At 61.3% G+C, this 22,185-nt stretch carries 26 protein-coding genes; 14 read left to right on the forward strand and 12 right to left on the reverse strand.

The genetic code is table 11. The features are described from left to right. Positions 1–124: 124 nt before the first annotated feature. From ACR0MO_RS16355 to ACR0MO_RS16365, 3 genes are all read left to right on the forward strand, one after another. Complete coding sequence (locus ACR0MO_RS16355) at positions 125–3,580, forward strand: chromosome segregation SMC family protein (RefSeq protein WP_480892306.1); 3,456 nt, start codon at positions 125–127, stop codon at positions 3,578–3,580. A 53-nt stretch (positions 3,581–3,633) separates the two neighbouring features. Beyond that, positions 3,634–3,984: a hypothetical protein gene (locus tag ACR0MO_RS16360; protein ID WP_480892308.1), complete on the forward strand. Its 351-nt coding sequence runs from the start codon at positions 3,634–3,636 to the stop codon at positions 3,982–3,984. 221 nt (positions 3,985–4,205) lie between these two features. Then, entirely contained in the window at positions 4,206–4,553 is a 348-nt protein-coding gene (locus tag ACR0MO_RS16365) for an acyl-CoA thioesterase (RefSeq protein WP_170455039.1), read from the forward strand. A 4-nt stretch (positions 4,554–4,557) separates the two neighbouring features. Here ACR0MO_RS16365 and ACR0MO_RS16370 read toward each other — a convergent pair whose 3' ends face one another. The 3 genes from ACR0MO_RS16370 to cobD are packed head-to-tail and all read right to left on the reverse strand — an operon-like array spanning position 4,558 to position 7,608. Next, a complete protein-coding gene (locus tag ACR0MO_RS16370) occupies positions 4,558–5,721 on the reverse strand; it encodes a lytic murein transglycosylase (protein WP_480892310.1) in 1,164 nt (387 codons plus the stop codon). Between the two features lie 10 nt (positions 5,722–5,731). Then, positions 5,732–6,652 (reverse strand): adenosylcobinamide-phosphate synthase CbiB, encoded by a 921-nt coding sequence (gene cbiB / locus ACR0MO_RS16375; protein ID WP_480892313.1) that lies wholly within the window; start codon positions 6,650–6,652, stop codon positions 5,732–5,734. Beyond that, a complete protein-coding gene (gene cobD, locus ACR0MO_RS16380; RefSeq protein WP_480892316.1) occupies positions 6,649–7,608 on the reverse strand; it encodes a threonine-phosphate decarboxylase CobD in 960 nt (319 codons plus the stop codon). The genes cbiB and cobD overlap by 4 nt, the downstream gene beginning before the upstream one ends. 183 nt (positions 7,609–7,791) lie before the next feature. On the opposite strand from cobD, the gene ACR0MO_RS16385 reads away from it, so the two are divergent. Beyond that, positions 7,792–8,154: a response regulator gene (locus ACR0MO_RS16385; RefSeq protein ID WP_170454695.1), complete on the forward strand. Its 363-nt coding sequence runs from the start codon at positions 7,792–7,794 to the stop codon at positions 8,152–8,154. On the opposite strand, the gene ACR0MO_RS16390 is transcribed toward ACR0MO_RS16385, so the two are convergent. Beyond that, positions 8,136–9,125, reverse strand: coding sequence for a glutathione S-transferase family protein (locus ACR0MO_RS16390; RefSeq protein ID WP_170454693.1), 990 nt, complete (start codon positions 9,123–9,125; stop codon positions 8,136–8,138). The genes ACR0MO_RS16385 and ACR0MO_RS16390 overlap by 19 nt on opposite strands. 216 nt (positions 9,126–9,341) lie before the next feature. Here ACR0MO_RS16390 and ACR0MO_RS16395 point away from each other — a divergent pair, with 216 nt between their 5' ends. Then, positions 9,342–9,695 (forward strand): hypothetical protein, encoded by a 354-nt coding sequence (locus ACR0MO_RS16395; RefSeq protein ID WP_170454691.1) that lies wholly within the window; start codon positions 9,342–9,344, stop codon positions 9,693–9,695. A gap of 68 nt (positions 9,696–9,763) precedes the next feature. Here ACR0MO_RS16395 and ACR0MO_RS16400 read toward each other — a convergent pair whose 3' ends face one another. After that, entirely contained in the window at positions 9,764–10,936 is a 1,173-nt protein-coding gene (locus ACR0MO_RS16400) for a MalY/PatB family protein (RefSeq protein ID WP_170454689.1), read from the reverse strand. A gap of 94 nt (positions 10,937–11,030) precedes the next feature. Between ACR0MO_RS16400 and def (ACR0MO_RS16405) the strand changes: the two genes are divergently transcribed. Genes def (ACR0MO_RS16405) through speB form a run of 6 tightly spaced genes read left to right on the forward strand, consistent with a single transcriptional unit; the run spans position 11,031 to position 14,358 of the window. Continuing rightward, the gene (gene def, locus ACR0MO_RS16405; RefSeq protein WP_170454687.1) at positions 11,031–11,549 is read left to right on the forward strand and encodes a peptide deformylase; all 519 of its coding nucleotides are present in this window, start codon (positions 11,031–11,033) and stop codon (positions 11,547–11,549) included. Beyond that, a complete protein-coding gene (def, locus tag ACR0MO_RS16410) occupies positions 11,546–12,040 on the forward strand; it encodes a peptide deformylase (protein WP_170454685.1) in 495 nt (164 codons plus the stop codon). The genes def (ACR0MO_RS16405) and def (ACR0MO_RS16410) overlap by 4 nt, the downstream gene beginning before the upstream one ends. 41 nt (positions 12,041–12,081) lie before the next feature. Beyond that, positions 12,082–12,996, forward strand: a complete 915-nt coding sequence (fmt, locus tag ACR0MO_RS16415; RefSeq protein WP_170454683.1) for a methionyl-tRNA formyltransferase — start codon at positions 12,082–12,084, stop codon at positions 12,994–12,996. Between the two features lie 6 nt (positions 12,997–13,002). Continuing rightward, positions 13,003–13,239 (forward strand): hypothetical protein, encoded by a 237-nt coding sequence (locus tag ACR0MO_RS16420; RefSeq protein ID WP_170454681.1) that lies wholly within the window; start codon positions 13,003–13,005, stop codon positions 13,237–13,239. Between the two features lies 1 nt (position 13,240). Continuing rightward, entirely contained in the window at positions 13,241–13,477 is a 237-nt protein-coding gene (locus ACR0MO_RS16425; protein WP_480892318.1) for a GlsB/YeaQ/YmgE family stress response membrane protein, read from the forward strand. Positions 13,478–13,536: 59 nt separating this feature from the next. Beyond that, positions 13,537–14,358, forward strand: a complete 822-nt coding sequence (gene speB, locus ACR0MO_RS16430; protein WP_170454677.1) for an agmatinase — start codon at positions 13,537–13,539, stop codon at positions 14,356–14,358. Positions 14,359–14,360: 2 nt separating this feature from the next. Here the strand turns inward: speB and ACR0MO_RS16435 are convergent, their stop codons facing one another. The 7 genes from ACR0MO_RS16435 to ACR0MO_RS16465 all read right to left on the reverse strand — a co-directional run bounded on the left by ACR0MO_RS16435 (position 14,361) and on the right by ACR0MO_RS16465 (position 18,856). Next, the gene (locus ACR0MO_RS16435) at positions 14,361–14,957 is read right to left on the reverse strand and encodes a Clp protease/crotonase-like domain-containing protein (protein ID WP_170454675.1); all 597 of its coding nucleotides are present in this window, start codon (positions 14,955–14,957) and stop codon (positions 14,361–14,363) included. A 66-nt stretch (positions 14,958–15,023) separates the two neighbouring features. Beyond that, the gene (locus tag ACR0MO_RS16440) at positions 15,024–15,647 is read right to left on the reverse strand and encodes a trimeric intracellular cation channel family protein (RefSeq protein ID WP_480892322.1); all 624 of its coding nucleotides are present in this window, start codon (positions 15,645–15,647) and stop codon (positions 15,024–15,026) included. Continuing rightward, positions 15,644–16,111: a ribonuclease HI gene (rnhA, locus tag ACR0MO_RS16445; protein ID WP_170454671.1), complete on the reverse strand. Its 468-nt coding sequence runs from the start codon at positions 16,109–16,111 to the stop codon at positions 15,644–15,646. The genes ACR0MO_RS16440 and rnhA overlap by 4 nt, the downstream gene beginning before the upstream one ends. Continuing rightward, positions 16,104–16,697 carry a class I SAM-dependent DNA methyltransferase gene (locus ACR0MO_RS16450; protein WP_480892325.1) on the reverse strand — a complete coding sequence of 198 codons (594 nt, stop codon included), beginning with the start codon at positions 16,695–16,697 and terminating at the stop codon, positions 16,104–16,106. The genes rnhA and ACR0MO_RS16450 overlap by 8 nt, the downstream gene beginning before the upstream one ends. Beyond that, on the reverse strand, positions 16,694–17,146 hold the full coding sequence (locus ACR0MO_RS16455; protein WP_170520274.1) for a DUF3429 domain-containing protein: 453 nt from the start codon (positions 17,144–17,146) through the stop codon (positions 16,694–16,696). Before ACR0MO_RS16455 ends, ACR0MO_RS16450 begins: the two co-directional genes overlap by 4 nt. Continuing rightward, positions 17,143–18,093: a 4-hydroxy-3-methylbut-2-enyl diphosphate reductase gene (gene ispH, locus ACR0MO_RS16460; protein ID WP_480892328.1), complete on the reverse strand. Its 951-nt coding sequence runs from the start codon at positions 18,091–18,093 to the stop codon at positions 17,143–17,145. Before ispH ends, ACR0MO_RS16455 begins: the two co-directional genes overlap by 4 nt. Before the next feature lie 187 nt (positions 18,094–18,280). Next, positions 18,281–18,856: a LabA-like NYN domain-containing protein gene (locus ACR0MO_RS16465; protein ID WP_170520280.1), complete on the reverse strand. Its 576-nt coding sequence runs from the start codon at positions 18,854–18,856 to the stop codon at positions 18,281–18,283. 137 nt (positions 18,857–18,993) lie between these two features. On the opposite strand from ACR0MO_RS16465, the gene folK reads away from it, so the two are divergent. The 3 genes from folK to ACR0MO_RS16480 all read left to right on the forward strand — a co-directional run bounded on the left by folK (position 18,994) and on the right by ACR0MO_RS16480 (position 22,173). After that, complete coding sequence (gene folK / locus ACR0MO_RS16470) at positions 18,994–19,563, forward strand: 2-amino-4-hydroxy-6-hydroxymethyldihydropteridine diphosphokinase (RefSeq protein ID WP_480892331.1); 570 nt, start codon at positions 18,994–18,996, stop codon at positions 19,561–19,563. Positions 19,564–19,657: 94 nt separating this feature from the next. Further along, entirely contained in the window at positions 19,658–20,011 is a 354-nt protein-coding gene (gene rpoZ, locus ACR0MO_RS16475; RefSeq protein ID WP_010437681.1) for a DNA-directed RNA polymerase subunit omega, read from the forward strand. 29 nt (positions 20,012–20,040) lie between these two features. Further along, entirely contained in the window at positions 20,041–22,173 is a 2,133-nt protein-coding gene (locus ACR0MO_RS16480; protein WP_170454659.1) for a RelA/SpoT family protein, read from the forward strand. Positions 22,174–22,185: the final 12 nt, after the last annotated feature.

A 22,185-nucleotide genomic window follows, 5' to 3' on the forward strand; every position in this document is an offset into this window, starting at 1 on the left:
CGTATTTCGGCAAGATATTGTGGATAAGTCGGGCCAATATCCCATATCCTGCGCAATCACGTTGACACCTCGCCCCTCCGTTGCGCAGACTTCCTGACAACAGGAATCAAGGGACTCGTCGCTTTTGCGCTTTAGCAAACTCAAACTGACCGGCTTCAAAAGCTTTGTTGATCCGACCGATCTGATCATCGCGGACGGGCTGACCGGTGTGGTGGGGCCGAACGGCTGCGGCAAGTCCAACCTGCTTGAGGCTCTGCGCTGGGTCATGGGCGAAAACCGCCCCAAATCCATGCGCGGCGGCGCGATGGAGGATGTGATCTTTGCCGGTGCCGCCACGCGTCCGGCGCGCAATTTCGCCGAAGTGGTCCTGACCATGGACAACTCAGAACGCCTCGCGCCCTCGGGGTTCAACGACAGCGATCAGCTTGAGATCGTGCGCCGCATCACCCGCGATGTGGGCAGTGCCTACAAGACAAACGGCAAGGACGTGCGGGCGCGTGACGTGCAGATGCTGTTCGCCGACGCCTCGACCGGGGCGCATTCCCCGGCGCTGGTGGGGCAGAACCGCATTGCCGAACTGATCAACGCCAAGCCCCGCGCCCGCCGCCGCATTCTTGAGGAGGCTGCGGGAATCTCCGGCCTTTATCAGCGCCGGCACGAGGCCGAGTTGAAGCTGAAAGGGACCGAGACCAACCTGACCCGTGTCGATGACGTGCTGGAACAGTTGGGCGCGCAACTGGCGCAGCTGGCGCGTCAGGCCCGTCAGGCCGCGCGGTATCGTGAAATTGGCGAGCAATTGCGGCAGGCCGAGGGGATGTTGCTGTATCGCCGCTGGAAAGAGGCCGACATGGCCCGCCAGCAGGCCGAGGAAAAGCTACGCGAGCGCCTGACCGAAGCGTCCCGGGCCGAGGCCGAAGCCCGCGCCGCAGCCGCCAAACGCGCCGAGATCGAAGAGACCTTGCCACCCCTGCGCGAGGAAGAAGCCATCGCCGCCGCCGTCCTGCAACGCCAGCAGGTGCAGCGCGATCAGCTTTCGGATCAGGAGACCCGCGCGCGCCAGACCATCGAGACGCTGACCAACCGGATCAGGCAACTGGGCAACGATATCGAGCGCGAGGCCGGTCTGAACCGCGACGCGGGTGAGATGATCGAGCGTTTGGAATGGGAAGCCCGCGAACTGGCCAAGGCCGCCGAGGGGCATGACGACAAGGTCTCTGAGGCCGCTGAGATTGCGCGCGAGGCCGCATCGGTGCTGCAGGACCGCGAGGATCACCTGTCACAGCAGACCGAGGATATGGCCCGCCTTGTCGCGCGTCACCAGTCCGCGCAGCGTCTGGTCGAGGACAGCCGCAAGACATTGGCCCGGTCGGAAGCCGAAGAGGACAAGGCCCGCTCGGCAGTTGCTGACGCCAAATCGGCCCTGACTCGGGCCAGCGAGGCGTTCGAGTCTGCGCAAGAGGGCGAAGAAGAGGCCCGCGAAGCGGCTGAAGCCGCCGAAGAGGCCTTGGCCGCCGCAGATGAGTTGCGCAACGACACCCAGGCGCGTGAGGCCGAGGCCCGTGCGCAACGGTCCGAGGCTGAGGGCGAGCTGGGCGCAATTCGCGCCGAGACGTCGGCGCTGGCCAAACTGGTCGAACGAGATACAGCCGAGGGCGGGCAAGTGCTGGACCTGCTGCGTGTTGAGCCGGGCTATGAAAAAGCTCTGGGCGCGGCATTGGCCGATGATTTGCGTGCTCCGTTGGTGGATGGAGATGGCCCGTCGGGCTGGGTGCAGGTTGCGGGATATGACGCAGACCAACCACTGCCGGAAGGTGCTGAGCCGCTGGCGCTGCATGTATCCGGCCCCGATCGTCTCAGCCGCCGGATTGCTCAGATCGGGCTGGTTGATGCGGATCAGGGTGCGCGGTTGCAGGCATCATTGCAGCCGGGTCAACGGCTGGTATCGCGCTCGGGCGATCTGTGGCGCTGGGACGGATTCCGTGCCTGGGCCGAGGATGCGCCAAGTGCGGCGGCCCTGCGGCTGGAACAGCTCAACAAGCTGGAGGCGCTGAAACAGGAACTGGCCCGGACCGAGGCGCAGGCCGATGGTGCCCGCGCTGCGCATGAGGCGCTGTCGCAGCAACTGGCTGATGTGACAGAGGCCGACCGCCGCGCACGCGAAGCCCGTCGTGCCGCCGACCAGCGCATGGCCGAAACCGCCCGCTTGCTCAGCCGGGCCGAGGCCGACCGCAATCTGGCACAGGGCAAGCTGGAAACACTGACGCTGGCCGTGGACCGCCACAAAGAAGACGCCATGTCGGCCCGCGCACAGCTGCGCGAAGCTGAGGGCGCGCTGACTGGTCTGGGTGACCTCGATAGCGCCCGTGCGCAGGTTGAAGATATCAAGCAGACGGTTGAGGCGGCGCGGATCACCATGCTGACCCACCGCTCGACCCATGACGAATTGCGCCGCGAGGGCGAGGCGCGGACGCGCCGCAGTCAGGAGGTAACGAAAGACCTCAGCGGGTGGAAGCACCGTTTGGAAACCGCCGAAAAGCGCATATCGGAACTGGCCGAACGCAAGGAAAGCTCGGAAGAGGAACTGACCGAGGCCATGGCCGCCCCCGGCGAGATTGCCGAGGCGCGTGAGGAACTGAACGAGCTGATCGAAACCGCCGAGGCCCGCCGTGCCGAGGCCGCGGACAAGCTGGCCGAAGCCGAGACCCAGCAGCGCGATGTTGTCTTGGCCGAGCGTGAAGCGGAACGGCTGGCCTCCGAGGCGCGCGAAACCCGCGCGGCCGCCGAGGCGCGGTGCGATGCGGCCAAGGAAAGCGTCGTCGCCGCAGCAGAGCGGATTGCCGAGGATCAGCAACTGACGCCAAACCAACTGTTGAACCAGTTGGACGTGAACCCGGACCAGATGCCCGCCGCCGACGCACTTGAGGCCGAGGTAAACCGCCACAAGCGCCAGCGCGACGCGATGGGCGCGGTGAACCTGCGGGCCGAGGAGGATGCCAAGGACGTTCAGGAAGAGTTCGACACCCTGAACGGCGAAAAGGCCGATCTGGAAGAGGCCATCAAGGCCCTGCGCAGCGGCATCGCCAGCCTCAACCGCGAAGGCCGCGAGCGACTGCTGACCGCGTTCGAACAGGTGAACTCGAACTTTGCGATGCTGTTCAAGCACCTGTTTGGCGGCGGTGAGGCCAATCTGGTCATGGTCGAAAGCGACGATCCGCTGGATGCGGGGCTTGAGATCATGTGCCAGCCGCCGGGTAAAAAGCTGTCGACCCTCAGCCTGCTGTCGGGCGGTGAACAGACCCTGACCGCGACGGCGCTGATCTTTGGCGTCTTTCTGGCCAACCCCGCCCCGATCTGCGTTCTGGACGAGGTCGACGCGCCGCTGGATGACGCCAACGTCACCCGCTTCTGCGACCTGCTGGACGAGATGTGCCGCCAGACCGACACGCGGTTCCTGATCATCACCCACCACGCGGTGACGATGGCGCGGATGGACCGGCTGTTTGGTGTGACCATGCAGGAACAGGGCGTCAGCCAACTGGTCTCGGTCGATCTGAAAAAGGCCGAGCAGATGGTGGCCTGACCGCTCACCGCAACGTTATGAACGTTGCGAAGATATCGGGCTAACTTGGGCGCATGAGACGTATTCTGATCCTTGCCCTGCTATTGGCCAGCCCGCTTGCGGCGGCTGAATGGCCAACCAAACCCGGCGACGTCCCCCTCAGCCCCGAGGAACTGGATGCATTGGCGGGCCGCACGCTGACTTTTTACGATGACGGTCAATCCAAGTTTTCGGCGGGCGGGGCTTATTCCTACACCTATGCCAGCGGAGAATCGGCCTTCGGCACCTACAGCATCGCCGAAGATGGCAGCGTCTGCATCGCCTATCGCAACGGCTTCAGCCGGTGTGACCTGTATGTGCGCAGTGGAGAGCGGTTGATCCTGATCGATGAGAAGGGGGATCGGTATCCGGTGCGGCCGGAGTGATAGTCGGCAATGTGGTCAGCCTTTAACCACCATGCAAATAGGTCGTCTCTTTAGTTTGAACGCTAAACTTGTCAGACTGACGAGATACTTGCCTGACATCTGCCCATCGAAGGACTTGATCTGTGACTGAAGACACCGACACACGGCTCGCACTTGGAAAAAAACGAGGATCGCATGGTCGCCAGCAAGATGACGGCGTTCTTGTCATTCGCACCATTGCGATGCCCGCTGACACCAATCCGGCGGGTGACATTTTCGGTGGGTGGTTGATGTCGCAAATGGATCTGGCTGCGGGCAATATGGCGGCGCGCGTGGCACAGGGGCGAACAGCGACGGTATCGGTCGAAGCAATGCAGTTCCTGCAACCGGTCAAGGTTGGGGATGAAGTGACGCTTTACGCAACGTTGGTTAAAATTGGTCGCACATCCATGCGTGTGCATGTGGATGTCTGGGCACGCCCGAGACAATCCCACAATGGTCAAAAGGTAACCGACGCGGATTTCGTATTTGTTGCTTTGGACGATACAGGTGCACCGCGGCCTGTCTTTGAAAGCGATCAAGGCGATTAATGGGCTACAACTTCCCCAGCAATTCCGCCGTTGGCCAAGCATCCGCCGGCAATCCCAGCCGCACCTGTTCCGCCTGAACAGCCGCCCGGGTTCCTGCGCCCAGAATGCCGTCGATCTTGCCGACGTCATGCCCGCGCGCCTGTAGCTTGGTTTGTAGCTGTTTCATCTGGGCATCCGACAAGCCCGGTGTCGGGTTGCCCGCGTTGTATATCTGGCCGCCTTCCAGACGGGTGCCGAAATAGGCGGCGGTCAGGACGTAGACGAAGCTTTGGTTCCATTCGAAATAGACGTCGAAATTCGGATAGGCCAGAAAGGCAGGACCCTTGTGGCCCTGCGGCAGGATCAGTGAGGCGGGCAGGTCGGCCAAAGATCCGCTGCGTGCCTCGATGCCCATTGCCTGCCACTCGGCCACCGAACGCGGTTTGCCGGGGCCTGACAGGGACCAGTCCATCTGCGCTGGCACGGTGACTTCCTGCAACCAGGGCTGGCCGGGTTGCCAGCCCAGATGGGACAGCATCTTGCCCCCGGACATCAGCGCATCGGGGGCTGAGCTCTTGAGCGAAACCTGACCGTCCCCATCCCCGTCTACACCATTGTCCAGAATGTCCTGCGGAAGCATCTGAACCATACCGATCTCACCGGCCCAGGCTCCGGTCGTGCGCTGCGGGTTGAAATTGCCTTGGCTGAATAGCTCGATCGCGGCGAAGATCTGCGGGCGAAACAGTTCGGGGCGGCGGCAGTCATGGGCCAGCGTCACCAGCGCATTGCGGGTGTTGAAATCGCCCTGAACCGCGCCGTAATCGGTTTCGAACGCCCAGAAGGCCAGCAACACGCCGCGCGAGACACCGTATTCCCGCTCGATCCGGTCAAACACGGCCTCGTATTTGCGCGACATGGACTGGCCGCGGTCAATCCGGTTTTGCGAGATCAGGCGGCGCGAGAAATCAATGAAAGGCATCTGGAACACGCCCTGCGCCCGGTCAGCCCGCAGCACGGCGCCGTCCTGCTGAACGCCCTGAAAGAACGCATCAACGGTGCCCTGATCAAAACCCTTCTGCACCGCTTCGGTTTTCAGGCCGCCCACGAACTGACTGAACCCGCCACCGCATTGGGCAAAAGCGGGTGCCGAAAACAAGGCGGCGGCGAACAGAGAAGGCAACAAGCGCATGGGGCGTCCTTTAGAAAATCAGCGTAACCCCAACCCACACTGACACGAGGCCGAGTGCAAGCCCCCAGACGGCCCACAGCATGTGACATGCGCGGAAAACCTCTGCCGCGCCGATCTCGCGCCTTGCATCCCCGTTCACCCAGGCCAGATCGCGCAATTGCCCGTGATAGCTGCGAGGTCCGGCCAAGGCGATACCCAGCGCGCGCGCCATTGCCGCTTCGGGCCATCCGGCATTGGGTGAGATATGGCGGCGCGCGTCCGCGATGATCTCGGTCCAGCGGGACCATTGGCCGGACAGTGCGACGATCATCAGGCAGGTCAGCCGCGCCGGGATCAGATTCAGCAGATCGTCAAACCGGGCCGAGGCCCAGCCGAAGTCGCGATAAGTCTCGTTTCGGTATCCGATCATGCTGTCTGCGGTGTTGACGGCCTTGTAGATCAGCAGCCCCGGCAGCCCCCCGATCAGGAACCAGAAAGCAGGCGCAATGACGCCGTCGCTCAGGTTCTCGGCGGCGCTTTCGATGGCAGAGCGCGCGACCTGAGCCTCGGTCATGTCGGAGATATCGCGCGAGACGATCATGGCGACCTTGGCGCGTCCTTCGGTGATCGAGTCAAGCAACCCGTCGCCCACGGCGCGGACATGGGCAACCAACGAGTTCTGAGCCACAAGGATCGCACAAATCACGATCTCGGCCACCGGTCCCAGCAAGGCCAGAAGCCAGCCCAACGCCCCAGCGATGCCGACCAGCAGAACCAGTGCGATCACGCCCTTGAGGCGTTTGTTTCCGCCCCGGTTCAGGCGTTTGTCGAGTTGGCCGACCCCATTTCCCATAAGAACCGCAGGATGACGCAGGCGCGACCACAGCCAATCAGGCTCACCCAATGCTGCGTCCAGACACAGGGCGCAGGCCAGCAGCAGCGCTGCGCTCATATCGCGGCGTCCAGCCGGGACCAGCCATCCGAGGGGGGCAGGCCGAGGCGCAGATAGGTTTTGGAATAGGGGAAGATGCGGCTCCAGATATGAGCCTGAGCCAGACGGTCCTGCCAGACGTGCGCATCATCAACATTATAGAGACGGAACAGGGACGTTCCGCTCACCAGCTTGGCCCCTTTGCTTGTCAGCATTGTGTCCAGACGGGCTGCCTCCTGCGCCAGTCTGGTTCGGGTTTGCGCGGCCCAAGCCTCGTCCTGCAAGGCGCGTGTGCCGATGCGCAGGGCGGGGCCGGATACCGCCCATGGCCCGGTCAGATCGTTCAACCTGGCAATTGTGTCAGGTTGACCAATGGCAAAACCCAGGCGCAGCCCGGCCAGCCCCCAGAATTTGCCAAAGCTCTTCAGAACAATGATACCGGGACGAGATGCCAAATGGATCAAGGAAGCTTCGGGGATTACGTCGCAAAAGCTTTCGTCGATCACTGTCAGGGGGGCGTTGGCGTCGGCCTCCTGCCAAAGCCGCCCGTCCGGGTTGTTGGGGTGCACGATGACGCGGGCCTCAGCCGGGGCATCCGCATGCACCTGCCAGCCTTGTGCGGAAAAGGCGGCGGCGTGTTCGTTATAGGTTGGCGTCGTGATCTGAACCCGACCGGGCGCGGCAAGTGCGGGCAGGCGCGCGATTACGGCTGACGCTCCGGGCGCGGGCAGAATCGCGGCGGCGTCCGGGACGGACCAAAAGCGGCGCGCGGCCTCGCTGAGCCGTTCGAACGCGCCATGATCGGGTAGTTGCGTCCAGTCTGACGCGATCAGGTCTGAGACCTGATAGGGGTGCGGGTTGATTCCGGTGGACAGATCAATCCATCCGTCCCGCGTGCCGCCATACCGCTTGATCGCATCGTCCAGCCCGCCGCCGTGGTCGCGTTTGGTGCGCGGGTTCAAATTGGTGTCAGTCATCGCGCCATAAGTCCCAAACGCCGGATTCGACCTGCTTCAAGCGGATTTTTGCCGTTTTGACAAGCAAATCCGCGTGAACAGCGCGTGTCGGCACCATCGTTAACACTTTGTTAAGGAAATCACGGGATCACAGACCACGGGGGTCGGCACCACTCACCATACCAAGTGCCGAGGTTGTTGCAAATGAAAGTTCTGATTGTTGAGAGTAACCCCGACCTTGGTCGGGTCTGGAAAAGGCATCTGGAACGACAAGGTGCCGAGGTTGAACTGGTCGCCGGGCAAGAGGCTGCGATCCTCGCGCTGTATGGCACGGCCTTTGACATCATCGTGCTGGATCTGGTGCTGGAAAGCGGCAGTGCGCTGGCCGTGGCCGATTTCGCCAGTTATCGCCGCCCCGAGGCGCGGGTGATCTTTGTCACCAACACCACGTTTTTTTCGGACGGGTCCATCTTTGCCCACAGCCCCAATGCCTGTGCCTATGTGCAAAGTGCAACGCCGCCAGAGGATCTGGCGGCGATGGTTGAACATTACGCGGCGGGTCGCTGACCACGACCATGCGGTTCCATGTAGTCCAGCGCCGGGTTCACCGGGATGATCCGGTGCGGATTGATGCTGTCATGGCTGTAGTGATAGTGCCGCACGATATGGTTCATGTTCACCGTCTGCGCAACGCCCGGCCATTGGTATAGCTCGCGGGTATAAGCCCAGAGGTTCGGATAATCGACCAGCCGCCTTTTGTTGCATTTGAAATGCAGGTGATAGACCGGATCAAAGCGGATCAGGGTGGTGAACAGGCGCCAGTCCGCCTCGGTCACGCGATCCCCCATCAGATAGCGGTTGTGGCCCAGCCGGTCCTCCAGCCAGTCCAGCGTGTCGAACAGCGGATGAACGGCGGTATCATAAGCTTCTTGCGTGGTGGCAAAGCCGGATTTGTAGACGCCGTTATTGACGTCGGAATAGATGCGGGCGTTGACCTCTTCGATGTCGTCGCGCATCGCCTCGGGCCAGTAATCATCGGTGTTTCCGGTGATCCCGTCGAAGGCGGAATTGAACATGCGGATGATTTCCGAGCTTTCGTTCGACACGATGGTTTGTTGCTGCTTGTCCCACAGGATCGGAACCGTAACGCGCCCGGAATAGCCGGGATCGGCCTTGGTATAGATCTGATGGGCGAAATCCAGACCGTAGAGGGCGTCGCCTGTTGCGCCGTGATCGTCTGTCTCAAACGTCCAGCCCTTGTCCATCATGTCAGGATGCACGACCGAGACCGGGATTAGATCGCTTAAGCCTTTTAGCTCGCGGAAGATCAGCGTGCGATGCGCCCACGGGCAGGCGTGCGAGACATAGAGGTGATAGCGGCCCGGCTCCGCCTTGAAGCCCGCCTTGCCCGACGGGCCCGCGCTGCCATCGGCGGTCAGCCAGTTGCGAAACTGCGCGGCGCTGCGTTTGAATGCCCCGCCAGTGGATTTGGTATCATACCATGTGTCGTGCCATTTTCCATCGACCAGCAGGCCCATCGCGCGTCCTCCGCATCCCAAGTGTCAGGGCAAAGATAGAGCGCAGAGGCTGCCCTTCCTATCCCAGCTTTTGCGCAACCAACCTGCGCTTGCGCACAGACAGCGCTGAGATGTCCGCGCAACATTTTGCCGGTTGGTTCAGCCTATGTGACGCAGTTCACTGGATTTTTACGTATCGGTGTTCACAATATTATGCATTCAAGGGGGATATTTTTGATGAGTACCTATGTTTCCAAGGAGATTCGCGCCGAATTAGACGCTGCGCGAATCGCATCCCTGAAGAAATCCAGCCGTTTGCGGGTAGAGATTGGCGACAATCGCTACAAAATCCTCAAACTGTGGAAAGACGGTTTTACGGTCGAGGCCGAGACCACGCCGCGCCTGCGCGGGCTGGTCGATATCTACGACGGCGCCAACCACCTGTATCAGTGCCTGATCATCGCGGATGAGGAAGAGGGTGGCGAAATGCGATACGAGTTCAAGCGCAGCACCGCCGCCCATGACAAAGCGCCGCTGGATTTCTACCGCGCCCCGGATGCCCCAATCGCGTTGCTGGGGCACGAGGAGTAGGCGAAACCTCTCGGGCCGGGTTTTGTCGGTCGGTGCCGCTACAGCAATCCGGCCCGGCGAGAGCAGGCTTATTGCAGGTCTCCAAACGCCTGTTTCAACCGGGCGCAGGCCTCTTCCACCCGTGCGCGTTGGGTGGCCAGATTGAACCGTTCAAAGGTTTCTCCACCCTTTCCAAATCCGGGGCCGGAAGACGAGGCAATCCGGGCGTCCTCGCGCAGGCGTCGGACAAATTCGGCATGATCCATACCGGTGCCCGAGAAATCGACCCACGCCAGATAGGTCGCCTGCAGGGGCATCGACCATAGGCCGGGGATATCCGCGATGGCGGCATCAAACAGGCGGCGGTTGCCGTCCAGATGCGCGACCTGGGCATCGACCCATTCGGCCCCTTCCGGCGAATAGGCGGCGGTGATCATGGCGACGCCCAGTGCGCCGGGGTCATAGTCCAGCGTAACCAACCGGTGATTCATCGCCGCGCGCAGCTTTGGGTCGGGGATGATCATATTGCCGGTGCGCTGTCCGGCGATGTTGAAGGTCTTCGATGCTGCCGTCAGCGTCACGGTCCAAGGGCGCGCCTCGGGCGCTGCAACATCCATCGGGACGAACTTGGCTCCGGGGTAAACCAGATCGTGATGGATTTCGTCTGATACCAATATCAGCCCGTTACGTTCCGCGAATGCAGCGACCGCCTTCAGTTCATCAGATGTCCAAACGCGCCCCGAGGGGTTCTGGGGCGAGCACCACAGCAACAGTTTTTCCGACCCGTCCAGCCGCGACTGCGCGTCTTCCAGATCGATCCCATAGCTGTCACCATCTCGGACCAGCGGGCATTCCACCACGCGGCGGCCGGACTTGTTCACCTTGTGCGCGAACTCATGGTAGACGGGGGTGAAGATCACCACGCCGTCGCCCGGATCGCTCCAGACGTCCAGGCACAGGGCGATTGCATTGCCCAGCCCTTGCGTGGTCAGAATCCAATCGGTGTCGATCTGCCAGTCATGCCGGTTCTGCATCCACCACTGGACCGCACCCAGATACTCGGGGTGCTTCCACGAATAGCCAAACACCCCATGATCCGCAGCGCGCCGGACCGCATCGATCACGCAGGGGGCTGTCTGGTAATCGGAATCGGCGGTCCACATGGCCAACCCGTCCTCGGGCGAAACGCCATAGAGTTGCTCCATCTTGTCCCATTTTGAACTCTGGGTGCCGCGGCGGTCGATCAGGGTGTTGAAGGTCATGTCAGCTCCGTTTCTCTGGCCGAAAGCTAACGGCAAATCGGGCATGTGCAAGGGGGGCGTTGCGGCGGCGGGCGCGATGGCCTAAATCAGCCCCATGAAACGCAATATCCTGATCCATCCCGACCCCCGCCTGAAAAAGGTCTGCGCGCCCGTGGCTGATCTGACGGACGAGCTGCGCAAGCTGGCCGACGACATGCTGGAGACGATGTATGACGCGCCCGGTATCGGTCTGGCCGCACCGCAGATCGGCGTGCTGGATCGGCTGATCGTGCTGGATTGCGTCAAGGAAGAGGGCGAGGCCCCGCGCCCGCTGGTCATGTTCAACCCCGAGATCATTGCGTCTTCGGACGAAACCAATGTGTATGAGGAAGGTTGCCTGTCGATCCCCGAACAATATGCCGAGGTGACGCGCCCCAAGGTCGTGGATGTGGCCTGGATGGATCAGAACGGTAACGCCCAGCACGAGACGTTCGACGGTCTTTGGGCCACCTGCGTACAGCATGAGATCGACCATCTGAACGGCAAGTTGTTCATCGATTACCTCAAACCGCTGAAACGGCAGATGATCACGCGCAAGATGCAGAAGCTGAAACGCGAAAAGGCGCGCACATGACGGTTCGCACCTGCCTGCCGTGGCCTGACAAACGCCTGCGCGCCAAGGCTGCGGACGTGGCTGAAATCACCGATGACATCCGCGCAATCTGGGATGACATGATCGATACCATGGAGGCGATGCCGGGCGTTGGCCTTGCTGCTACCCAGATCGGGGTGATGCTGCGGTTGGCCGTGGTGGATGGCTCGACCGAGCGGGGCCGGGCCGTGCGGCTTGCGAATCCGGAAATCCTGCACAGTTCGATCGAATTGCGCGAACATGAGGAGGCCAGCCCGAACCTGCCCGGCGTGTCGGCCAAAGTGAAGCGCCCGCGCGCTGTGACGGTCAAATTTCTGAACGAAAACGGGATGATCGATCGCCGCGATTTTGTGGGCATCGAAGCCACCAGCGTTCAGCATCAGATCGACCATCTGAACGGGCGGATGTATTTCGACCGGCTGAGCAAGGTCAAACGCGACATGCTGCTGCGCAAGGCGCGAAAATCAACGTAGGCCGGGCTTCAGCCCGGCACCCGCATAACCTGGAGCCGATCATGCGCGTCATTTTCATGGGTACGCCCGATTTCTCGGTCCCGGTTCTGGATGCGCTGGTCGATGCCGGGCATGAGATCGCCGCTGTCTACTGCCAACCGCCGCGCCCGGCGGGTCGCGGTAAGAAGGATCGACCAACCCCGGTTCATGCCCGGGCCGAGGCGCTGGGCCTGATGGTCCGCCATCCGGTATCGCTGAAATCACCCGAGGAACAGGCCGCCTTTGCCGCATTGAACGCCGATGTGGCGGTTGTCGTCGCTTATGGGCTGATCCTGCCACAAGCCATTCTGGATGCGCCCGCGCAGGGCTGTTTGAACATCCATGCCAGCCTGTTGCCGCGTTGGCGCGGCGCGGCCCCGATCCATCGCGCGATCATGGCGGGGGATGCGGAAACCGGTGTCTGTATCATGCAGATGGAGGCCGGTCTGGACACCGGCCCGGTCCTGCTGCGGCAAGCGACCCCGATTCAGTCTGAGGAAACGACGGCCCAGCTGCACGACCGCCTGTCAGTTATGGGTGCGGATCTGATCGTTGACGCGCTGAGCCGCCTGTCCGATCTGACGCCCGAGCCGCAGCCAGAGGATGGTGTGACCTATGCCTCGAAGATCGACAAGGCCGAGGCGCGGATCGATTGGTCGCGCTCGGCGGAACAGATCGACCGCCAGATTCGTGGCCTGTCGCCATTTCCGGGGGCCTGGACCGAAATGGACGGTGAGCGCATCAAATTGCTGGCCTCGCGCCGCGCAGACGGGCAGGGCCAGCCGGGGCAGGTGCTGAACGATGATCTGCATGTGGCTTGCGGGCAGGGCGCGGTCGAGCTGCTGCGCTTGCAAAGGGCTGGTAAAGGTGCGCAGGATCGGGAAACCTTTCTGCGCGGCTGTCCGATCCCGATCGGCACACGGCTGACATCGGAGTAACACTGAATGTTCATGGTCTTGATGGGTACAGTCGTGATCGCCGGGATCGTCGGATACCTGTCCGAGAAAACCGGCTTTACCCATAACGGCTATCTGCAATCGATCATCATCTGCGTCGGCGGGGCCTTCCTGTTCTATTTCGTGCGCATCATGTTCGGTATCAGCTTTGGCCCACCGGGGCTGAACGCGGTTTTGTCCTCAATCGGCGCGCTGATCATCGTGCCGACCCATTGGAGGAGATGACATGCCCGTCATCGCCCTGATCGTCATCGGCGCGGCTGCGGGTTTTCTGGCCACCCGCCTGATGCGGATCGAGGCTGATATCCCCACGACAATGCTGATCGGTATCGTGGGCGCTCTGGTCGGGGGTTTCCTGCTGCGCGCTTTAGCGACGATGATGGGGTGGTTGTCAGGTTTTGTCGGCGCGGTGCTGGGGGCTTTGCTGGTGATCTTGCTGTGGCAGGTCATCCGCCGCCGTTAGGCCTTGACCTTTCTCGGCATCACCCGCCAGATCACAGAAAATCTGATGACAGGTGGCCCATGTCCTATGATCTGAACCCCGGTGACGTCGCCCTGATGGGCGTTCCGCTGGACCTGCACTCTTCCTTTCTGCAAGGTCCGGCCTTCGCACCCGGACGCATTCGCGAGGCGCTGCATTCGGGTGCCGCCAATCTGACGGCCGAGGGTGGCACCGACCTTGGCGCAACCGAACGTTTCAGGGATACCGGCGATCTGGACGTGTTCGAGATGCGCGGGCAGGAGCCCATCAACCGGATCGAAGCCGGGGCCGCGCAGCGCATTTCGACCGGGGCGCGGTTGTTGTCGCTGGGGGGTGATCACTCGGTCGCGTTCCCTCTGATCAAGGCGCATGCCGAACGGTACGAGGAGTTGAACATCCTGCATATCGACGCGCATCCCGACCTTTACGACACGCAGGATATCGGCCCGCTGGGTCACGGCTGCCCGTTTGCGCGGGTGATGGAAAGCTGTCAGATCAACCGTCTGGTACAGGTCGGCATTCGCACCATGAACGCGCATCAGCGCGCGCAGGCCGACAAGTTCGGGGTCGAGGTGGTCGACATGCGCAACTGGCGCGCGGACTTGCAACTGTCTTTCGATGGGCCGGTTTACCTGTCGCTGGATCTGGATGCGCTGGACCCGGCCTTTGCGCCCGGCGTGTCCCACCACGAACCCGGCGGGCTGAGCACACGCGATGTGATCGACCTGATCCATCGCTTTGAAGGCCAATTGATCGGCGCGGATATTGTCGAGCTGAACCCGCATCGCGATCCCTATGGCATGACCGCGATGGTGGCCGCCAAATTCGTCAAGGAAATCGGCGCGCGGTTGTTGACGCGCTGAACCTAACGCTCGTCGCAGACGGCGGATGAGCCCAGTTGGGGTGCTGCGCGTGTGGTCATGTCGAACCGGTCCGCCTCGGCGGCGGTCATCCAGTGCATCTGGTCCGCAGGGGCGGCTTCTAGCGTGAACCAGTAAAACTCGTCATCGACGCCAATGTCCTGAAAGTAGTCCAGATAGCGGTCATGTTCGGGGTCATCCTCGGGCAACTCGGTTGCGACAATTCCCGACCCACTCCAACTGTGAACGCCGACGCAGGCGCCGGGGTGCAAGGTGCGGTTATGGCCAGCCAGAAACAGATCGGTGCCGCCTGATGCGACCAGACCGCCCGAGGGGACAACCGTGTCGAATCCTTCGTCATGGACAACGCGGCTGAAGACGACATTGGCGTCATCGTCCACCGAACCTTCGATGTACTGCAGAACAAGGGTCGAGGCCTGCGGGTTCTGTTCGATTGCATCTTCGAACGCATCCAATGTGGTGTGATCAATTGTGCCCGTGGCGATGATCTGATCGCCTTGGGCGACGAAACTCACTGGCGTGTAGGACTCGCCGCAGGCCGCCAACAGGGACAATCCCGCCAGAACCGACAATGCTTTCATCTGAAACCGCGCTCCGAATGGTTTTGCATTTGGTAGCAGCGCAGGGGCGAGCCGTCCATCTTGGCGCTATAGGCGGGGTGGGCGGGCCTTATAGACGGGCAATTGCCAGCCAAACAGCAGCGAACCGGCCCGTAGCGCCCAGCAGACCAATGCGCACAGGCCCAGCGTCAGAAGGCCATCCAATCCCAGCTTTGTCGCCAATACGGCTGTCAAAGCCCCCGCAAAGGCGCAGGACACATAGAGTTGCCCCTGTTTCAGGACCAACGGAACCTCATTGCAGACCACATCCCGCATCAATCCGCCCAGACATCCCGTTGTGACGCCCATCAATACAACAATGGTACCGGACTGGCCCAGCGACAGGGCCGCACCGGTGCCCGCCGCAACGGCAATGGACAGGGCGAAACTGTCCAGCCAGACCAGCCAGTTATATCTGCTTTCGACCAGATGTGCGGTGAAAAACACCAATACCGCCGCTGCAACGGCGATCAGGACGTAATCGGGCTGACCCACCCAAAAGACCGGATGCCGGTCCAGCAGCAAGTCGCGCACGGTGCCGCCGCCCACGGCGGTCAGGCAGGCGATGAAGGCAAAACCCACCAGATCAAGCTGTGCGCGACTGGCCACCAACGCTCCGGTCAGGGCAAAGATCAGAACCGAGGCATAGTCGAGCAGCGCAAGACCGCTCACGCCTGTGCCTTTTTGGGTTTGAACGGGGCCATGCCTGCACGGGCAAGCTCATCGGCTTTTTCGTTTTCCGGGTGGCCCGCATGGCCTTTGACCCATTCCCAGGTCACGTCATGCCGGTCTTGGGCGGTATCCAGACGTTGCCACAGGTCCACATTCTTGACGGGCTTTTTGTTCGAGGTTTTCCACCCGTTCCGCTTCCAGCCGAAAATCCACCCGGTCACGCCGTTTTTCACATAGGCGCTGTCGGTGACGATGGTGATGGTCGAGGGCCGCTCGAGCGTTTCAAGCGCGCTGATTGCGGCCAGCAATTCCATCCGGTTGTTGGTGGTCTCGGCCTCGCCACCTTTCAATTCGCGCTCTTTCAGAACGGTTTCCCCATCCATTGCGCGCAGCAGCACGCCCCAGCCGCCCGGTCCGGGATTGCCGGAACAGGCGCCATCCGTATAGGCAAACAGATCAGGCATGAGCGGCCAATGAAATGAAGTCAGAGACCGAACCGTCCAGCCCGGTGCCGCTGCCAAGCCTTTGATCGGTGATGGTGAACCCTGCGTCTTTCAGATAAGTCTTCAATTCATCCTCGGAGTAGTAACTGTAATAGCGCCCCAACCGGTCGGGGCCTTCGCCTTCCCCCAGTTTCATGGCGATGAAGAACGCACCACCGGGTTTCAGGGCGCGGTGAATGGCGTTGAGATGCGTGGGGAAAGCGGTACGCGTGGCGTGTAGCAGGCTGAAATTGGCCCAGATGCCATCGTAAATCCCGTCAGCCTCCAAGGCGTCAAAACTGGCATGGCGTGCCGAGACACCGGGATGGGCCGAGGCCAGCTTGACCATTTCGGCGGACGCATCCGTCGCGTCGACCTGCAACCCGGCTTGCGCCATCAGCGCGGCGGACGTTCCGGGCCCGCAGCCCAGATCCAGAACTCTGCCGCCTTCGGGCACGGCCTGAATAAATCGCGTCAGTTGCGGGTCGCCCGTATTGTCGTTATCCGTCAGCTCGGCATAGCGCGCGGCCTGCGCGTCATAGACGGAAATGGTGTCGCGGTCGCTCATAGGTAAACTCCAACGGCAAGACACATAAGCACGATGACGGTCAGCAGAATACGCAGCCGCATCCACCAGTTCGGTGCCAGACCCCAGTACCAGAACAGCGCGTCCAGCATCAAAAGCCCGGCAAAGCCGGTCATCAGGTTGGTGCCTGCGGTTACCGGGCCTCCTCCGGTCATGAAAAACGCCCAAAGCGCCGGAAGGACGGACAGCGTATAGCCCACCGTTGCCTTGTTGCCCGAGGTCTTTGTGGCAAAGCCCCACAGCACGCCCGACATGAAGCTGAGGATCACCGAGCCATAGAACAACTGAACGTAGGGGCCAACAAAACGTGGCCCGATCTCGCGCGTGCCCCAGGCTTGCAGGTCCGCGTTCAGATAGGTCAATGCGCCCCAGACAAATGGGATCAGACCCGCCAGACCCAGATATAATGCCGACTTGGGTACGCCGTTCACGCGGGTTGCCTCAGAACACGGGGGACTTTGAACTCGACGTTTTCCTTGGCGGTTTCGGCCAGTTCAACTGTCACATCGTAGTGCTCGCGAAACGCGTCGATGACCTCGTTCACCAGCACTTCGGGGGCCGAGGCCCCGGCCGTGATCGCGACGCTTTTGATCCCCTCTAGCGCGCGCCAATCAATGTCAGGCGCGCGTTGCACCAGCTGCGCATAGGTGCATCCGGCGCGCGATGCGACCTCGACCAATCGGCGTGAGTTTGACGAGTTCGGTGCGCCGACCACCAGCAAAGCGTCTGCTTTTGGGGCGACGGCCTTGACGGCCTCTTGCCGATTGGTGGTGGCGTAACAGATGTCTTCTTTGTGGGGTCCCACAATGGCCGGGAAGCGCGCTTGCAAAGCAGCGATGATGTCCTTGGTGTCGTCAACCGACAGGGTGGTCTGGGTGACAAAGGCCAGCTTGTCGGGGGTGCGTACCTGAACCTCGGCCACGTCCTCGACCGTTTCGATCAGCAGCACCTCGCCTTCAGGCAGTTGCCCCATGGTCCCGACGGTTTCCGGATGCCCCTTGTGACCGATCATGATCATCTGCAAACCGGCCTCATAGTGGCGCTGCGCCTCGATATGCACTTTCGATACCAGCGGGCAGGTCGCGTCGACATAGATCATCTCGCGCTGGGACGCCTCGGCTGGTACCGATTTTGGCACGCCATGCGCGGAAAAGATCACCGGGCGGTCATCGGGGCATTCGTCCAGTTCGCTGACAAAAACAGCGCCTTTTTCGCGCAGCCCGTCGACAACGAATTTGTTGTGCACGATCTCATGGCGCACATAGACGGGTGCGCCCCATTTCTGCAGCGCCATCTCGACGATTTTGATGGCACGGTCTACGCCTGCGCAAAAGCCGCGCGGGGCGGCCAGATACAGTGTCAGTGGCGGCTTGGTCATGTCGCTGTCTCCTTACTGCACAGGTAAGTCTTTTCCCGGCCTTGGTCCAGACAGGACAGCGTCATTGATCTGACATGAATCGGTGCTAGCCAGACGATGTTTCAGAACCAATCCATAGTTAAGGAAGCGCGGCCAGGGTGGTGAATCCTGACCGCGCAAATTTTTCCATCGATGTCGGGCCGAAAGATCAGCCGCCCGAGGCAACCGCGACGCTGCGCGGTTCAGCGGGCATCTCGCGCGGAGGGCGGCCGATGACGTCCCGCAGATCTTCCAGTTCGATGAAGTTGTCCGCCTGGCGGCGCAGCTCGTCCGAGATCATCGGCGGCTGGCTGCGGATGGTCGAGACGACCGAAACGCGCACGCCCTGACGCTGCAGGCTGGCGATCAGCGGGCGGAAATCCCCATCGCCCGAGAACAGCACGATATGATCGACCCGTGGTGCAAGCTCCATGGCATCGACAGTCAGTTCGATATCCATGTTTCCTTTGACTTTCCGACGCCCCATGCTGTCGGTGTATTCCTTGGCCGGTTTCGTGACCATGGTGAAGCCATTGTAATGCAGCCAGTCCACCAATGGGCGGATCGGTGAATACTCGTCATTTTCAAGCAGCGCTGTGTAGTAAAAGGCCCGAAGCAACTTGCCACGGCGCATGAATTCCTGCCGCAGAAGTTTGTAGTCGATGTCGAACCCGAGTGCTTTGGCGGCGGCATAAAGATTTGAGCCGTCGATGAACAGCGCTAGCCGTTCGTCCTTATAAAACATAAATAGTCCCTTCCGGTACAATGCAGCGCGTTGAGTGATGGGTGTGTGAGTGTAAAAATGTCGCGCTGTAGTGTCCCTATAATTAGGGCTTTTGTTGGCCATCGCAAGTATGCAGTGCGCCGAATATAGGAAGATACATGAGCGATTCCGCGCGAAATGCCATAGTTGCCCTAGGGGCAAATCTCAATTTGAGAGGATTTGGACCTGAAGTGACACTTCGACGCGCCCTTGACGCGCTTTCACGTCATGGGGTGGTGATTCGCGCGGTCAGCCGATTTTTTGCGACCCCCTGTTTCCCGGCAAGGGCGGGGCCGGATTACGTGAATGCGGCGGCGGCGATCGACACTGACCTTTCGCCGCAAGGGCTTTTGGACGTGCTGCATACGGTCGAGCATGAGTTTGGGCGCGAGCGGATACAGCGATGGGGAATGCGGACGCTTGATCTGGATCTGGTGTGCTATGCGGATAGGGTTATGCCTGACAAGGCCACCTATGCGCACTGGCTGGATCTGGCCCCGGATGAACAACGGAAGGCGGCGCCGGATCAGTTGATTCTGCCCCATCCCCGCCTTCAGGACAGGGCGTTTGTGCTGGTTCCAATGGCGGATATTGCGCCGGATTGGTGCCACCCGGTGTTGCAGCAGACAGTCACACAGATGGTTGCAGCTTTGCCTGCCGGGGATGTTCAGGCCGTCACGCCCCTGTGATCCCTGCTTTTGCGGCATTTCGTGCTTGTCAAGGCGGGCAATCGGTCTTAGATAAGCCTCTTCCTGACATGGATTCAGTAACGGAGAGCGCCCCATGGCCCGCGTGACGGTTGAAGATTGCGTTGACAAGGTTCCAAACCGGTTCGAACTGGTGATGCTGGCGGCCCACCGGGCGCGCGAGATTTCTGCCGGCGGTCCGATCACTGTGGACCGTGACAACGACAAAAACCCCGTCGTTTCCCTGCGCGAGATCGCCGATGAAACCCAAAGCGCGGACGAACTGCGCGAGCGTCTGATCGAGGCCAACCAAACCCAGATCGAGGTGGACGAGCCGGAAGAAGATCAGATGGCGCTGCTGATGGGTGCGGAATCCGACAAGCCTGCGGATGACGATATGTCCGAAGAGAAGCTTCTGCGCGCTCTGATGGAGGCTCAAGGCCAGGGCTAAGCCCCAAGCTACACGAAGGTGCGGACCGGATGATCTCTGCTGACGACCTGATTGCGCTGGTCCGCAACTACAACCCCAAGACTAATGCTGATCGCATCGCCCGGGCCTATGAGTTCGGTATGCAGATGCACGAGGGGCAGTTCCGCCACTCGGGCGAGCCCTATTTCACCCATCCCGTTGCCGTTGCCGCTATTCTGACCGAACAGCGTTTGGATGATGCGACCATCATCACGGCCCTGCTGCACGACACGATCGAGGACACAAAGGCCAGCTATGGCAAAGTGGCCGATCTGTTCGGGAATGAGGTTGCCGAGCTTGTCGATGGTGTCACCAAGCTGACCAACCTGCAACTGTCCAGCCGGGAAACCAAACAGGCGGAAAACTTCCGCAAACTGTTCATGGCCATGTCCAAGGACCTGCGGGTCATTCTGGTCAAGCTGGCCGACCGTCTGCACAATATGCGCACGATCAAGGCGATGCGCCCGGAAAAGCAGGTAATCAAGGCGCGTGAGACGATGGATATCTACGCGCCGCTTGCGGGCCGGATGGGGATGCAATGGATGCGTGAGGAGTTGGAAGACCTCGCCTTTCGCGTCCTGAACCCCGAAGGCCGCCAATCGATCATCCGCCGCTTCATCACGCTGCAACGGGAAACCGGAGACGTGATCCACCGCATCACCGGCGACATGCGGCACGAGCTGGACAAGGCCGGGATCGAGGCCGAGGTGTTTGGCCGCGCCAAGAAACCCTATTCGATCTGGCGCAAGATGCAGGAAAAGGATCAGGGCTTTTCCCGCCTGTCCGACATCTACGGGTTCCGCATCATCACGCCCAGCGAAGAGGATTGCTATCGCACCCTCGGCGCAATTCACCAGCGCTGGCGCGCGGTGCCGGGGCGGTTCAAGGATTACATCAGTCAGCCGAAATCAAACGGCTACCGCTCGATCCACACCACGGTGTCGGGCCGCGATGGCAAACGGGTCGAGGTGCAGATCCGCACCCGTCAAATGCATGATGTGGCCGAAACCGGCGTTGCGGCGCATTGGTCCTATCGCGATGGGGTGCGCACGGAAAACCCGTTTGCCGTTGACCCGGCCAAGTGGATTTCCAACCTGACCGAGCAGTTCGATAATGAGGAGGATCACGAGGACTTCCTCGAGGCTGTGAAGCTTGAGATGTACTCCGATCAGGTGTTCTGCTTTACGCCCAAGGGCGACGTGGTGAAGCTGCCGCGTGGGGCGACGCCGATCGATTTTGCCTATGCAATCCACACCCGCATTGGCCATGCCTGCGTGGGGGCCAAGGTCGATGGCATCCGCGTGCCGTTGTGGACCCGTCTCAAGAACGGTCAATCGGTGGACATCATCACCGCCGATGGTCAGACGCCGCAGGTCACATGGCTTGAGATCGCGGTCACCGGCAAGGCCCGCACGGCCATTCGGCGCGCCCTGCGCGAAGTCGACCGCGAGCGATTTATCAAATTGGGCAAGGAACTGGCGCGTTCAGGCTTTGAGCATGTGGGGCGCAAGGCAACCGACAAAGCGCTGGATACCGCCGCCAAACACCTGCGCCTGAAGGATCGCCACGAATTGCTGGCCCGTCTGGGCAGCGCCGAACTGACCGCCCATGACGTGGTCGAGGCGGTTTACCCCGAACTGACCAAGGACGAAGGTGACGCCATCCCGCTGCGCCGCGCGGTGATCGGCCTGGAACCGGGTCAGAAGTTCGACCGCGCGCCTTGTTGCCAGCCTTTGCCCGGTGAACGCATCGTCGGGATCACCTATCGCGGCAAGGGCGTGGTCGTGCACGCCATCGATTGCGACCGTCTGGGCGAGTTTGAAAATGAACCCGAACGCTGGGTCGATCTACACTGGCATTCCGGCACGCACCCTGCCGTCTATGGCGCGACGCTGGATCTGACCATCGGCAATGACGCCGGTGTGTTGGGGCGCATTTGCACATTGATCGGCGAGAAAAAGGCCAATATCTCGAACCTGGAATTCGTTGACCGGAAACCGGATTTTTACCGCCTGCTGATCAATGTGGAACTGCGCGATCTGGAACAGTTGCATTCCCTGATGCTGACGCTTGAGGCTGAAAGCGACGTCGCCGCTGTCGAGCGATACCGGGACCGGGCCAAAACACCCGTTTCGGCCGGCTGAGAAGGGGTGATC

The sequence above is a fragment of the Ruegeria sp. K5 genome (assembly GCF_056531805.1).

Coding starts and splice junctions, on each gene's coding strand:
- ACR0MO_RS16360 (WP_480892308.1), top strand. CDS start 3,634: ATGAGACGTATTCTGATCCTTGCCCTGCTATTGGCCAGCCCGCTTGCG.
- ACR0MO_RS16365 (WP_170455039.1), top strand. CDS start 4,206: ATGCCCGCTGACACCAATCCGGCGGGTGACATTTTCGGTGGGTGGTTG.
- ACR0MO_RS16370 (WP_480892310.1), bottom strand. CDS start 5,721: ATGCGCTTGTTGCCTTCTCTGTTCGCCGCCGCCTTGTTTTCGGCACCC.
- cbiB (WP_480892313.1), bottom strand. CDS start 6,652: ATGAGCGCAGCGCTGCTGCTGGCCTGCGCCCTGTGTCTGGACGCAGCA.
- cobD (WP_480892316.1), bottom strand. CDS start 7,608: ATGACTGACACCAATTTGAACCCGCGCACCAAACGCGACCACGGCGGC.
- ACR0MO_RS16385 (WP_170454695.1), top strand. CDS start 7,792: ATGAAAGTTCTGATTGTTGAGAGTAACCCCGACCTTGGTCGGGTCTGG.
- ACR0MO_RS16390 (WP_170454693.1), bottom strand. CDS start 9,125: ATGGGCCTGCTGGTCGATGGAAAATGGCACGACACATGGTATGATACC.
- ACR0MO_RS16395 (WP_170454691.1), top strand. CDS start 9,342: ATGAGTACCTATGTTTCCAAGGAGATTCGCGCCGAATTAGACGCTGCG.
- ACR0MO_RS16400 (WP_170454689.1), bottom strand. CDS start 10,936: ATGACCTTCAACACCCTGATCGACCGCCGCGGCACCCAGAGTTCAAAA.
- def (WP_170454687.1), top strand. CDS start 11,031: ATGAAACGCAATATCCTGATCCATCCCGACCCCCGCCTGAAAAAGGTC.
- def (WP_170454685.1), top strand. CDS start 11,546: ATGACGGTTCGCACCTGCCTGCCGTGGCCTGACAAACGCCTGCGCGCC.
- fmt (WP_170454683.1), top strand. CDS start 12,082: ATGCGCGTCATTTTCATGGGTACGCCCGATTTCTCGGTCCCGGTTCTG.
- ACR0MO_RS16420 (WP_170454681.1), top strand. CDS start 13,003: ATGTTCATGGTCTTGATGGGTACAGTCGTGATCGCCGGGATCGTCGGA.
- ACR0MO_RS16425 (WP_480892318.1), top strand. CDS start 13,241: ATGCCCGTCATCGCCCTGATCGTCATCGGCGCGGCTGCGGGTTTTCTG.
- speB (WP_170454677.1), top strand. CDS start 13,537: ATGTCCTATGATCTGAACCCCGGTGACGTCGCCCTGATGGGCGTTCCG.
- ACR0MO_RS16435 (WP_170454675.1), bottom strand. CDS start 14,957: ATGAAAGCATTGTCGGTTCTGGCGGGATTGTCCCTGTTGGCGGCCTGC.
- rnhA (WP_170454671.1), bottom strand. CDS start 16,111: ATGCCTGATCTGTTTGCCTATACGGATGGCGCCTGTTCCGGCAATCCC.
- ACR0MO_RS16450 (WP_480892325.1), bottom strand. CDS start 16,697: ATGAGCGACCGCGACACCATTTCCGTCTATGACGCGCAGGCCGCGCGC.
- ispH (WP_480892328.1), bottom strand. CDS start 18,093: ATGACCAAGCCGCCACTGACACTGTATCTGGCCGCCCCGCGCGGCTTT.
- ACR0MO_RS16465 (WP_170520280.1), bottom strand. CDS start 18,856: ATGTTTTATAAGGACGAACGGCTAGCGCTGTTCATCGACGGCTCAAAT.
- folK (WP_480892331.1), top strand. CDS start 18,994: ATGAGCGATTCCGCGCGAAATGCCATAGTTGCCCTAGGGGCAAATCTC.
- rpoZ (WP_010437681.1), top strand. CDS start 19,658: ATGGCCCGCGTGACGGTTGAAGATTGCGTTGACAAGGTTCCAAACCGG.
- ACR0MO_RS16480 (WP_170454659.1), top strand. CDS start 20,041: ATGATCTCTGCTGACGACCTGATTGCGCTGGTCCGCAACTACAACCCC.